At 67.0% G+C, this 11,781-nt stretch carries 10 protein-coding genes; 5 read left to right on the forward strand and 5 right to left on the reverse strand.

What is annotated here, in order from left to right; genetic code table 11:
- The first annotated feature begins 228 nt into the window (after positions 1 to 228).
- A complete protein-coding gene (locus E4M00_RS06710; protein ID WP_135119654.1) occupies positions 229 to 939 on the forward strand; it encodes a DUF4191 domain-containing protein in 711 nt (236 codons plus the stop codon).
- Here E4M00_RS06710 and E4M00_RS06715 read toward each other — a convergent pair whose 3' ends face one another.
- Positions 940 to 1,380: an RDD family protein gene (locus E4M00_RS06715; protein WP_135119655.1), complete on the reverse strand. Its 441-nt coding sequence runs from the start codon at positions 1,378 to 1,380 to the stop codon at positions 940 to 942.
- A gap of 135 nt (positions 1,381 to 1,515) precedes the next feature.
- Here E4M00_RS06715 and glnA point away from each other — a divergent pair, with 135 nt between their 5' ends.
- Positions 1,516 to 2,940 carry a type I glutamate--ammonia ligase gene (gene glnA / locus E4M00_RS06720; protein WP_056162661.1) on the forward strand — a complete coding sequence of 475 codons (1,425 nt, stop codon included), beginning with the start codon at positions 1,516 to 1,518 and terminating at the stop codon, positions 2,938 to 2,940.
- 151 nt (positions 2,941 to 3,091) lie between these two features.
- Positions 3,092 to 3,883 (forward strand): CPBP family intramembrane glutamic endopeptidase, encoded by a 792-nt coding sequence (locus E4M00_RS06725; protein ID WP_240036894.1) that lies wholly within the window; start codon positions 3,092 to 3,094, stop codon positions 3,881 to 3,883.
- Between the two features lie 118 nt (positions 3,884 to 4,001).
- On the opposite strand, the gene E4M00_RS06730 is transcribed toward E4M00_RS06725, so the two are convergent.
- From E4M00_RS06730 to E4M00_RS06740, 3 genes are all read right to left on the reverse strand, one after another.
- Positions 4,002 to 5,147: an ice-binding family protein gene (locus E4M00_RS06730; protein WP_167756837.1), complete on the reverse strand. Its 1,146-nt coding sequence runs from the start codon at positions 5,145 to 5,147 to the stop codon at positions 4,002 to 4,004.
- Between the two features lie 203 nt (positions 5,148 to 5,350).
- The gene (locus E4M00_RS06735; protein WP_135119657.1) at positions 5,351 to 8,368 is read right to left on the reverse strand and encodes a bifunctional [glutamine synthetase] adenylyltransferase/[glutamine synthetase]-adenylyl-L-tyrosine phosphorylase; all 3,018 of its coding nucleotides are present in this window, start codon (positions 8,366 to 8,368) and stop codon (positions 5,351 to 5,353) included.
- Positions 8,369 to 8,379: 11 nt separating this feature from the next.
- Positions 8,380 to 9,717: a glutamine synthetase family protein gene (locus tag E4M00_RS06740; RefSeq protein WP_135119658.1), complete on the reverse strand. Its 1,338-nt coding sequence runs from the start codon at positions 9,715 to 9,717 to the stop codon at positions 8,380 to 8,382.
- A 70-nt stretch (positions 9,718 to 9,787) separates the two neighbouring features.
- Here E4M00_RS06740 and panB point away from each other — a divergent pair, with 70 nt between their 5' ends.
- Positions 9,788 to 10,642, forward strand: coding sequence for a 3-methyl-2-oxobutanoate hydroxymethyltransferase (panB, locus tag E4M00_RS06745; protein ID WP_135119659.1), 855 nt, complete (start codon positions 9,788 to 9,790; stop codon positions 10,640 to 10,642).
- A gap of 8 nt (positions 10,643 to 10,650) precedes the next feature.
- On the opposite strand, the gene E4M00_RS06750 is transcribed toward panB, so the two are convergent.
- On the reverse strand, positions 10,651 to 10,839 hold the full coding sequence (locus E4M00_RS06750; protein ID WP_056162653.1) for a hypothetical protein: 189 nt from the start codon (positions 10,837 to 10,839) through the stop codon (positions 10,651 to 10,653).
- Between the two features lie 40 nt (positions 10,840 to 10,879).
- Here E4M00_RS06750 and ppgK point away from each other — a divergent pair, with 40 nt between their 5' ends.
- On the forward strand, positions 10,880 to 11,656 hold the full coding sequence (gene ppgK, locus E4M00_RS06755) for a polyphosphate--glucose phosphotransferase (RefSeq protein WP_135119660.1): 777 nt from the start codon (positions 10,880 to 10,882) through the stop codon (positions 11,654 to 11,656).
- Positions 11,657 to 11,781: the final 125 nt, after the last annotated feature.

Genomic DNA, 11,781 nt, shown 5'->3' on the forward strand with positions numbered 1-11,781 from the left:
AGCAACGATCACCGAGAAGGACCCACGCCGAGAGCCAATGAGCGTGCCCGGTGTGGTCGCGTGTTCGCACGAACCCGAGGGGAGGAGTCCCGGAGCGCGGTTCTCCGACGCTGCTCACCTGCGTCCTGACCGCCGATCTCCCCCGTTCGTCGCTCGCTGCGGCCAGGTTCGCCCACGGCGTGTCCTGATCCGTCACGAAGGGGCGTGTCGACTCGGTATCCTTGAGCCATGGCACGCAAGTCGGACACGTCGTCCACTCCGAAGGAACCCGGTCGCTTCAAGCAGATGTGGCAGGTCTTCCAGATGACCCGCCGGTACGACTCCAACGCGGTATGGATCATGCTCCTCGGCTTCCTCGCACCCGTCGTCGTCGGTCTGGGCTTCGCCCTCTGGCTCGGCGAGGGCAACGGATTCACGATCGCCCTCTGGATCATCGCGGGCGTGCTCGGCGGTCTGCTGATCGCCCTCGTCGTGCTCGGCCGTCGCGCCGAGAAGGCCGCGTACTCGCAGATCGAGGGTCAGCCCGGCGCCGTCGGCGCCGTTCTGCGCAGCTCCCTGCGCCGTGGGTGGGTCGGCAGCGAGATGCCGATCTCCGTCAACGGCAAGACCCACGACGCCGTCTACCGCGCCGTCGGCCGCGGCGGCGTCGTCCTCATCAGCGAAGGCCCGATCAGCCGCACCCAGCGCATGCTCGACGACGAGAAGCGCAAGGTCGCCAAGGTCGTCCCCAACGTGCCGATCTCGATGCTCTCGGTCGGACCCGACGCCAACGCCGTGCCGCTGCACAAGCTCTCGCGGGCGCTCGTTAAGATCAAGCCCAAGCTGACGAAGGCCGAGGTCCTCGCGGTCAACAACCGCCTGACCTCGATGGCGAAGACCGGGCTGCCGATCCCCAAGGGCATCGACCCCAACAAGGTGCGCGCGCAACGACGCGCGTAGTCAGACCCGCAGGAGGATCGTTCCGGCGATCTTGTCGTGGAAGCCGCGCTGGTCCGAGTCCCAGACCAGTGCTGGAATCACGATGGTGAGCAGCACCGAACGTACGATCGGGCGCCAGATCCCGACCCAGCCTCCGGCGATGGCGACGACGCGCATGCCGAGCAGACGATGGCCGATGCTTCCGCCGATCGTCGGGATGAAGACGACCTGCAGCACCAGGAAGACCACCGGCGTCAGCCACGTGTAGGTGAACGAGTTGTAGCTCGCGAAGAGCAGGGTGATCAGCATGGCGCTGCCCCAGTCGATGAGGAGCGCGACGATCCGCCGCCCGGCACGTGCGACCGAACCCGAGCCATCGCGAGGGACGCCGAGGCGCTCCCCGGGATAGACGCTGGGGGCCAGGTCGCCGAAGGTCCGAGGATTTGACGCGGGGGTGCTCACTCCACGAGTCTAATGAGACGGCACGGCCGTAACATGCCTGAAACATTTGCGACACTGCAGGGAAACGGCCTCCCAATACCCTCATGAACAGTTGCGCTGTGCAGCGATCGGTTCCAGTCCTAGGAGAAGTCCTACATGTTCAAAGACTCGTCTGAAGTTCTCGCGTTCATCAAGGAGACAGACGTCAAGTTCCTCGACATCCGTTTCACCGACCTTCCGGGTGTGCAGCAGCACTTCAACATCCCGGCGTCGACTGTCGACGAGGAGTTCTTCACCGTCGGCCAGTTGTTCGACGGTTCGTCCATCCGCGGATTCGCGAACATCCACGAGTCGGACATGCAGCTCATCCCTGACGTGACGACCGCCTACATCGACCAGTTCCGCATCGAGCGCACGCTCATCATGGTCTTCGACATCTACAACCCGCGCAACGGCGAGATCTACTCGAAGGACCCGCGCCAGGTCGCCAAGAAGGCCGAGAAGTACCTCGCCTCGACCGGCATCGCCGACACCGCGTTCTTCGCCCCCGAGGCCGAGTTCTACATCTTCGACGACGTCCGCTACGAAGTGAACCAGTACTCGAGCTTCTACTCGGTCGACTCCGAAGAGGGTGCCTGGAACTCCGGCCGCAAGGAGGAGGGCGGCAACCTCGCGAACAAGACGCCCTATAAGGGCGGCTACTTCCCCGTCTCCCCCGTGGACAAGACCGCTGACCTGCGCGACGACATCTCGCTCAAGCTCATCGACGCCGGCCTCATCCTCGAGCGCTCGCACCACGAGGTGGGAACCGGTGGTCAGCAGGAGATCAACTACCGCTTCGACACCATGGTGCACGCGGCCGACGACATCCTGAAGTTCAAGTACATCGTGAAGAACACGGCCGAGCAGTGGGGCAAGACCGCCACGTTCATGCCGAAGCCGCTGTTCGGCGACAACGGATCGGGCATGCACACCCACCAGTCGCTGTGGAACGACGGCAAGCCGCTGTTCTACGACGAGGCCGGCTACGGCGGACTCTCCGACCTGGCCCGCTGGTACATCGGCGGCCTGCTCAAGCACGCCCCCGCAGTCCTCGCCTTCACGAACCCGACGGTGAACTCCTACCACCGCCTGGTTCCCGGCTTCGAGGCCCCTGTCAACCTGGTCTACTCGGCCGGCAACCGCTCGGCTTCGATCCGCATCCCGATCACGGGGACCAACCCGAAGGCCAAGCGCATCGAATTCCGCGCTCCGGATGCCTCGGGCAACCCGTACCTCGCTTTCGCCGCCCAGCTCATGGCTGGCCTCGACGGCATCAAGAACCGCATCGAGCCGCACGAGCCCGTCGACAAAGACCTCTACGAGCTGCCGCCCGAGGAGGCCAAGAACATCCCGCAGGTTCCGGCTTCCCTGGGCGCTGCCCTCGATGCACTCGAGGCAGACCACGAGTTCCTGCTCGCCGGCGGCGTGTTCACACCCGAGCTCATCGAGACGTGGATCGACTACAAGCGCGAGAAGGAGATCAAGCCCCTCGCGCAGCGTCCGCACCCGTTCGAGTTCGAGCTCTACTACGGCGTGTAGTCAGCGCTGACGATGGCTTCGGGCCGCATCCCTTCGGGGGTGCGGCCCGTTCTCGTCTCGAGGGACGCCGCGCCGTTCTCCGACTTTGCTCACCGGGTTCCGCGCCGATAGCGTGAATCCGAAACGCCCATCGACTGGAAGGCCCCGTGCAATGCGAGTGACACCCCGTGTCTGGATCGGCTTCGCCATCTTCATCGGCTACGTGTTCGTCATCTACCTCGTCACCAAGCTCAGCGGTGTTCCCTTCCCCGAGATCGGTACGTCCGCCGAGAGCACCTGGCGCGGGGCGGTTCTCGACCTGTCGATAGCCGCCGTTCTTCTCGCGATCACGACGTCGATGCTGGGCTGGTGGCGAGCCGCGTTGTTCGAGCGGAAGCGCTCCCACCACACCTGGCCGATCTTCGTGCCGATCATCATGTTCCTCGCCGCCATCGCCAACCTCTTCACGACCGACTGGACGAAGTTCGACGCCTCGTTCGTGTTGTCGCTGATCGCACTGGGACTGTTCGTCGGATTCTGCGAGGAGCTGATGTCGCGCGGCCTCGTTCTCACCTCGTTCCGCTCCCGGCTTCCCGAGGTGTGGGCGTGGCTGCTGACCACGCTGCTCTTCGGCGGGATGCACTTGGTCAACGCTGCGCTCGGCGCGCCCCTGTCGAATTCGCTGGCGCAGGCGGGGCTCGCTGCGATGTCGGGTACGGCCTTCTACATCCTGCGGCGCACCACCGGATCGCTGATCTGGGCGATGGCGCTGCACGGACTCTGGGACGTCTCGGTGTTCGCCGTCGGCTTCGCGCCACTCGGCACACCGTTCGGGTCGTTCCTCGGCCCGGTCGTCGGCGTGCTGTCGCTCGCCGTCGTCTACTGGGTGATCAAGGGCGCCGACGAGAAGCCGCTGGTGACTCCTCAGCCGGTGGTGGGCGGCGCGGTCTCTGCGAAGGCGTAGGACAGGAGCGCGAGAGCTTTGAGCCGACGAAAGCCCTCGGGACATTCCGGTCCCGAGGGCTTCGCATGCGAGTGGCGGCGCCTACCCGGCCATCACGCGTCTCGCGTTGCGAGAGGCGTCAGAGGCGGTGTGCGCCGCCGGGCTTCCTCCGCAGGATCGGGACGAACAACAGCACAGCTCCGAGACCCAACAGCGTTGCGGCCAAGAGCGGAGAGAACCCGAGGTCCGGTCCTGTCGCAGGAAGACTCGGCCCGGCCGGAGCCGCGAGTCCCACGACGGGCGCGACCGGCGGCGTCGAGGAGTCCGGCAGTGCCGCGTCGATCGTGACGGAGTAGGCGACGGTCGTGTCGGGGGCGGTTCCGTTGCTCGCGGTGATCTCGAACTCGTAGGTGCCCTCTTCGGTCGGCTGGCCACTCAGGACGCCTGTCTCCTCGTCCAACACGACTCCGGTGGGGAGCGCGCCGCTGGAGACCGTGTACGTCGGGCTGGGCGTGCCGCTCGCCGTGATGGTGTGGGTATACGCCTCGCCGGCACGGCCCGCAGGCGGCGCCTCGGAGGTGATCTCCGGACTGGTGGTCACGGTTCCCGGCTCGGTATCGCATCCGGTCGGGGCGATGAGCCTGTTGGTGTCCAAGGTGACGGCGCCCGTTCGGGCAAGGAGCCGGCCGGTGATGGTGGCGGCCGTCTGCGCGGTGATGGACACGTCTGCCATGACGGTCCCCACGAACTGGGCACCGGGCTCGATCGTGGCTGAACTGCCGACCTGCCAGAAGACGTTGCACACACTGGCTTCGCCCGTGACCGTGATGATGGCACCCGAGGCTATCGTCAGGGTCGACGCCGCCTGGAAGACCCACACCGATTCGGCGGTGCCCTCCAAGGTCAACGCGCCGGTGACCGAAAGCTCGCCGCCGGAGTAGACGCCGGGTGTCAGGGACTGGCCGGTGAGATCGCCGAGTCCTGTCGCCATCGGTGTCAGGCTCGCCGCAACTCCATACGCCGTCGTCAGGTCGTCTTGAGCGAGCGCGGCCACGGCATCCGTCGGGTGGATCGTCCCGCCGGTGATTCCGGGTGGAAAGCCCGTGATGGACGTGCCCGGACTGACACCCAGGTCTTCGTCCAGAACCGAGAGGCCCGTGTTGGTCACGGTCGAGGAGCCCAGCACGGAGAACTGCGCTGCGGTCCCGAGATCGACGGGCCCGTCGATCGCCGTGTCCGCGTTCGCCGCCGATGCCTGCCCGGCCACAGCGAGAACTGCGAGCACGGTGGCTGCGCATCCGATACGAATACCTGAAAAATTGACCAATGTTCGATCCCGTCCCCTAGGGAGGAACAAAGAATGCCAACGGTAGTCGACAGTGTCTGCGCCTCTGGCCAACCTATGCCCCGATGGGCGCACCACGACCGTTGAATCGAAAGCATGTACCGAAATGAGACATTCTCGATTTCGGTGGAATGCCCGGAGTTTCAGCCCGTGGTGGGCGGAGCGGTCTCCGCGAAGCCGTAGAACAGGCGCTCGAACACCGTGCGGGCACGACGCGTGGCGGCCAGGTAGTCCTGCTCGAGCTGCGCAGAGGACCCTGGCGGGTACGCGAGGATGCGGGCGACGCCATCGAGCTGGACGCGGTCGCTGGGAAGCACGTCCGCAGTCTTGTTCAGCCAGAGGGTCATGGCCGAGCGGGCGCGCGACGCGAAGATCCAAGCCGCGCGCAGGGTATCCGCATCCGTCTCGCCGATGAGGCCGGCCTCCGTCGCCCGGGTCAGGGCCTCGAGGGTGGACGGGGTGCGCAGCGCGGGGGTGGCGTGCGCGTGCTGCAGCTGAAGCAGCTGCACCAGCCACTCGACATCGCTGAGCGAGCCTCGTCCGAGCTTGAGATGACGGGTGGGGTCTGCGCCCTGCGGCAGACGCTCGTTCTCGACACGAGCCTTGATGCGGCGGACCTCGCGGATGTCGAGCTCGCTGAGCTCGATCGGGTATCGCACCGGCGCGGCCATCTCCTCGAAGTCGCGTTGCAACGACTCGTCGCCGGCGATGGCCCGGGCACGCAGGAGGGCCTGCGCCTCCCAGGTGAGCGACCAGCGCGCGTAGTACGCGCGATACGACTCGAGGGAGCGGGTGATCGGCCCGTTCTTGCCCTCGGGCCGCAGATCGACGTCGAGGTCGAGCGGGAGGATGGCCTCCTCGGTGAGACGCTTCACCTCGGCCACGAGGTGTTGGGCGCGCCGCTGGGCCATCTCGGGCTCCGCGGAGGTCGCACGGTGCACGTAGAGGACATCGGCGTCGGAGCCGAACCCGAGCTCCCGCCCGCCGAAGCGGCCCATGGCGATGATCGCGAACTCGATGCCGTCGTCGTCGGTGCCGCGGGCCGCCGCGAGGATGCCCGCGATGTGGTTGGCCGTGATGTCGGCCAACGCCCAGCCGAGTTCCTCGACCGTGCAGACGTCGAGGATGGAGGCGAATGCCACCCGCAGCACTTCACGACGCCGCATCGAGCGGAGGACGCCGGCCGCGGTATCGGACGAACCGTGCCTCGCCAGGATGGCGGCGGTCTCCTCCTGCAGAGCGGCGCGCGGGCGGGGGCGCAGCTCCTCGAGATCTTCGAGCCAGGCGACCGACTCGGGGATGCGGTCGAGCAGCTCTCCCACGAAACGCGAGCTGGAGAGGACGCGGGTAAGACGCTGGGCGGCTCCCGACGAGTCGCGGAGCATGCGCAGGTACCAGTACGTGGAGCCGAGGCTGTCGCTGAGACGCCGGAAGGCCAGCAGGCCGTAGTCGGGATCGGCGCCCTCGGAGAACCACTGCAGCATCACGGGAACGAGGTGTCTCTGGATGGTCGAGCGTCGTGAGACCCCTGCGGTGAGGGCGGCGATGTGGGCGAGGGCACCGTGGGGATCGCGGAATCCGATGGCCGCGAGACGGGCCTCGGCCTGGGCGCTCGTCAACGCACGTCCATCGGCCGGCATGGCGGCGACGGCTGAGAGCAGCGGCCTGTAGAACAGACGCTCATGCAGGCCCCGAACGCGATGTTTGAGCTCCGCCCACAGCGTGGTGAGGGCCTCGGCGCTGTTGGCGAGACCTGTGGCACGAGCGATCGCGCGTCTGTCGTCAGGATCGCGCGGCATGAGGTGGGTACGGGTGAGCTGCCGGAGCTGGATGCGGTGCTCCATGAGGCGCAGCATCCTGTAGTCGCGGGCGAACTCGGCGCTCTCGACCCGCCCGATGTAGCCGCCCTCGGCGAGGGCCTCGAGGGCGGGAAGGGTTCCGGCCGCGCGCACCGACGGATCGTCCTGGCCGTGCACGAGCTGCAGCAGCTGAACGGTGAACTCGATGTCGCGCAGGCCGCCGGGCCCGAGCTTGAGCTGCAGGTCCACCTCATCGTCGGGGATGTTGTCGGTGACCCGCTGGCGCATCGCCTGCACCGAGGCCACGAAGCCCTCGCGAGAGGCGCTGGTCCAGACCTTGGGGGCGATGCCGGCGAGGTAGCGCTCACCCAGGCCCACGTCACCGGCCAGCGGGCGCGCCTTCAGCAGCGCCTGGAACTCCCAGTTCTTCGCCCAGCGCTCGTAGTAGGCGAGGTGCGATTCGAGTGAGCGCACGAGGGCGCCGTCCTTGCCCTCCGGCCGCAGGTTCGGGTCGACCTCCCAGAGGCCGGGCTCGTTGCCGATGCCGTCGATGCCCCGGATGGTGAGCATCGCGAGACGGGTGGCGATGTCGACGGCACGTCCGGTCTCGAGGTCGGATGCCTCGGTTGCAGCAGCGACGAAGATCACGTCGACGTCGCTCAGGTAGTTGAGCTCGGACGCACCGGCCTTCCCCATGCCCATGATCGTGAGCAGGGTGGCGTCGACCTCGGCGGCGGGGAACGTGCCCGGAGCTGCGACGGTGTCGGCTGAGCGTGACACGGCGATGCGGGCGACGGCGAGCGAGGCCTCCAGAGCTGCCGATGCGAGGTCCGAGAGGCAGGACGCCACGGCGTCGATGCCGGCGACGGGGTCGGGCTGCTCGAGGTCGAAGGAGGCGATGCGGGCGAGCCAGCTGCGGTAGCGGATGCGCAACCGTGCCCACGCCGCCTCGTCGCCTGCGGAATCGGCGACGGCGCCGTCTGTGGCGACGCGCACGAGGTCGTCGCGCAGCTCTCCGGCTGTCGGCAGGGTCCGTAGCTCCGACGCGAAGGATACGAGCTCCTCGGGGCGGCGCAGGAAGAACTCACGGAAGCCGGTCGACGCACCGAGGAGCCCCACCAGGCGGCCGGCGGCGTCGGCACGCTGAAGCACGCCGCGGACGGCATCCGGAGCCTGCCGCGTGAGAGCCAGCCCGCCGCCGAGTGCCGCGTCAGGCGACGCCGCGCGCGCGAACACCGGCAGGAGCTCACGGGCGTCGACGCCTGTCGCCCGCCCGAGCTCCGCGAGGTCGTCCGCCGCGGAGCTCAGGTCGGAGAAACCGACGCGCGCGAGTTCAGTGAGGGTGAAGCGCTGTTCCGACATCCGTCAACAGGTCAGAGGATCTCGAGATTGGTGCGCAGCTCGTATGGCGTGACCTGGGTGCGATAGGCCGCCCACTCCTCGCGCTTGTTGCGCAGGACGTAGTTGAACACCTGCTCGCCCAGGGTCTCGGCGACGAGTTCCGAGTCCTCCATCAGCGACACGGCGTGGTCGAGGCTGGCGGGCAGGGCGTTATAGCCGAGAGCCCGACGCTCGGTGTCGGAGAGGCCCCACACGTTGTCCTCGGCCTCGGGCGGAAGCTCGTAGCCCTCCTCGATGCCCTTCAGTCCGGCGGCGAGGATGAGCGAGTACGCCAGATACGGGTTCGCCGCGGAATCGATGGCACGGTATTCGACGCGGGCGCTCTGACCCTTGTTGGGCTTGTAGAGCGGCACCCGAATGAGCGCGGACCGGTTGTTGTGGCCCCAGCAGACGAAGCTCGGAGCCTCTCCCCCGCCCCAGAGGCGCTTGTAGGAGTTCACGAACTGGTTCGTGACGGCGGTGATCTCGGGCGCGTGACGCAGGAGGCCCGCGATGAAATGACGACCGGTCTTGGAGAGCTGGTACTGAGCTCCGGCCTCGTAGAAGGCGTTCGCATCGCCCTCGAACAGCGACATGTGCGTGTGCATGCCGGAGCCGGGCTTGTCGGAGAACGGCTTCGGCATGAACGTCGCGTAGACGCCCTGCTCGATGGCCACCTCCTTGATGACGGTGCGGAACGTCATGACGTTGTCGGCCGTCGTGAGGGCGTCTGCGTACCGCAGGTCGATCTCGTTCTGGCCGGGGCCTGCCTCGTGGTGACTGAACTCCACCGAGATGCCCAGGTCTTCGAGCATGCGCACGGAGCGGCGACGGAAGTCGTGGGCGGTGCCGCCCGGGACGTTGTCGAAGTATCCGGCGCTGTCGACGGGCTCCGGCCCGTTCTCGCCGTACTTCGACGACTTCAGCAGGTAGAACTCGATCTCAGGGTGGGTGTAGAAGGTGAAGCCGCGGTCGGCCGCCTTCGCGAGGGTGCGCTTGAGCACGTTGCGCGGGTCAGCGACGGCGGGCAGTCCGTCTGGCGTCGTGATGTCGCAGAACATGCGCGCGGTCGGGTCGACGTCGCCGCGCCACGGCAGGATCTGGAACGTCGTGGGGTCGGGATGCGCCAACAAGTCCGACTCGAAGGTGCGGGTGAGGCCCTCGATGGCCGAGCCGTCGAATCCGAGGCCCTCGGCGAAGGCACCCTCCACCTCGGCTGGAGCGATGGCGACCGACTTGAGGGTGCCGACGACGTCGGTGAACCACAAACGGATGAACTTGACTCCCCGCTCCTCGATGGTGCGAAGAACGAAGTCGCGCTGCTTATCCATCCGTGCCCTTTCCTAGACGTCCTCAGACTATCGACCAACGGTGCGAGTTGACGTCGTTAGACTCGATGACATGCCAGAGCAGCCTTCCGAGGAGACCAATCCCTACGGCGGCGGAACCACGACGGGACCGCGGAGAGTGCGCACCAGGCACTTCCAGAACGCCAAGGCGAACGGCATCCCGATCACGGGATTGACCAGTTACGACCAGCTCACCGCTCGCATCTTCGACCAGGCGGGAATCGACTTCCTGCTCGTGGGCGACAGCGCGGGCAACAACGTCTTCGGCTACGACACCACGCTCCCGGTGACGGTCGACGAGCTGATCCCGCTGACCCGCGCCGTCGCGCACGCCGCCAGTCGCGCCCTCGTCGTCGCGGACATGCCGTTCGGCTCCTACGAGACCGGTCCCGACGAGGCACTGCACACAGCGGTGCGCTTCATGAAGGAGACCGGTGCCCACGCCGTGAAGCTCGAGGGCGGCGTGCGCAGCTACAAGCAGATCCGGCGCATCGTCGGCGCCGGCATCCCGGTCATGGCGCACATCGGTTTCACGCCGCAGAGCGAGCACGGACTGGGTGGACACATCATCCAGGGTCGTGGCAGCGGGGCGAAGCAGCTTCTCGAGGACGCGCATGCGGTTCAGGATGCCGGGGCCTTCGCCGTCGTGCTCGAGATGGTGCCGGCGACGATCGCCGCGAAGGTCACCGAGCAGCTGTCGATCCCGACCATCGGCGTCGGCGCCGGGCCCGATGTCGACGGCCAACTGCTCGTCTGGACCGACTTCGCGGGGATGAGCGACGGCAGGGTGCCCAAGTTCGTGCGGCAGTACGCCGACGTGCGGACGGTGCTCTTCGACGCCGTCACCCAGTACCGGGCCGACGTCGAGTCGGGCGTGTACCCGGCGCCGGAGCACAGCTACGAGTGAGACCGGGGTCAGCGGTTGTCGGCCGCGTCCTCTTCCGCCCACTTGGCGCTGTTCTCACGCAACTTCTCCAGCGCGTGCTCTGCCTCGGCATGGGTGTCGAACGGGCCGACACGATCTGCCGAAGCCGACTCGAAACCGTGCTCGACGGCGCCGGTCTTCATGTTGTACCAGTACTTGTGCTCGAGGTCTGAGGCCATAGTGCGATCTTACGACCGGGCGTCCCGATAGTCTGCTGTCATGGCAGCGCAGCACGCGATCGGGATCGACATCGGCGGCACCGGCATCAAGGGAGCAGTGGTCGATCTCTCGACCGGTGAACTGGTGACGGACCGCATCAAGCTCTCCACTCCGAAGGGAGGAGAGCCCGAAGACATCGTCGCGACCGCCACGGAGTTGCTCGCCAAGCTCGAGAAGCACGCCGACGGCCTCGCCATCGGAGTCTGCTTCCCCGCTGTGGTGAAGAACGGGCGCACCATGTCGGCCGCGAACGTGTCGAAGAAGTGGATCGGCCTCGAGGCCGAGAAGCTGTTCGAGGAGCAACTCGGCCGAGACATCCATTTCGTCAACGATGCGGATGCCGCCGGCTATGCGGAGGCGCGCTTCGGTGCCGCCAAGGACGTTCCGGGCGTCGTCCTGCTCACCACGCTCGGCACCGGTATCGGCAGCGCCCTCATCAACGACGGTGTTCTCGTCCCCAACACCGAGCTCGGCCACCTCGAGCTGAACGGCCACGATGCCGAGAGCAAGGCCGCGTACTCCGCCATGGAACGCGAGGAGCTCGACTGGAAGCACTGGGCCAAGCGCCTTCAGAAGTACTACAGCCACCTCGAGATGCTCTTCACCCCCGACCTGTTCGTGGTCGGCGGCGGCGTCTCGAAGAACTACGAGGAGTTCCTCCCCTTCCTCGAGCTGAACACGAAGATCGTCCCGGCAGTGCACCGGAACAACGCGGGAATCCTCGGTGCTGCGGCGCTCGCCGTCGACCTCGGCGTCGGGGCAGCGCCCGCGAAGTGAGGAACTCGTGAGCGTTCCGGCCCTCACCGTGAGGAAGCCGTGAGGACCGGCATCCGCCCGCTCTGAGAAGAGTTCGATGAAGCACGTGGCCGACGAGCCACTGCGCACGGCATCCCGTGCGCACC

This window comes from Orlajensenia leifsoniae (assembly GCF_004570845.1).
GTDB classification, from domain to species: Bacteria; Actinomycetota; Actinomycetes; order Actinomycetales; family Microbacteriaceae; genus Orlajensenia; species Orlajensenia leifsoniae.

Excerpts from the sequence above, each read along its gene's own strand:
- E4M00_RS06710 (WP_135119654.1), top strand. The coding sequence starts at position 229 with ATGGCACGCAAGTCGGACACGTCGTCCACTCCGAAGGAACCCGGTCGC.
- glnA (WP_056162661.1), top strand. The coding sequence starts at position 1,516 with ATGTTCAAAGACTCGTCTGAAGTTCTCGCGTTCATCAAGGAGACAGAC.
- E4M00_RS06725 (WP_240036894.1), top strand. The coding sequence starts at position 3,092 with ATGCGAGTGACACCCCGTGTCTGGATCGGCTTCGCCATCTTCATCGGC.
- E4M00_RS06735 (WP_135119657.1), bottom strand. The coding sequence starts at position 8,368 with ATGTCGGAACAGCGCTTCACCCTCACTGAACTCGCGCGCGTCGGTTTC.
- E4M00_RS06740 (WP_135119658.1), bottom strand. The coding sequence starts at position 9,717 with ATGGATAAGCAGCGCGACTTCGTTCTTCGCACCATCGAGGAGCGGGGA.
- panB (WP_135119659.1), top strand. The coding sequence starts at position 9,788 with ATGCCAGAGCAGCCTTCCGAGGAGACCAATCCCTACGGCGGCGGAACC.
- E4M00_RS06750 (WP_056162653.1), bottom strand. The coding sequence starts at position 10,839 with ATGGCCTCAGACCTCGAGCACAAGTACTGGTACAACATGAAGACCGGC.
- ppgK (WP_135119660.1), top strand. The coding sequence starts at position 10,880 with ATGGCAGCGCAGCACGCGATCGGGATCGACATCGGCGGCACCGGCATC.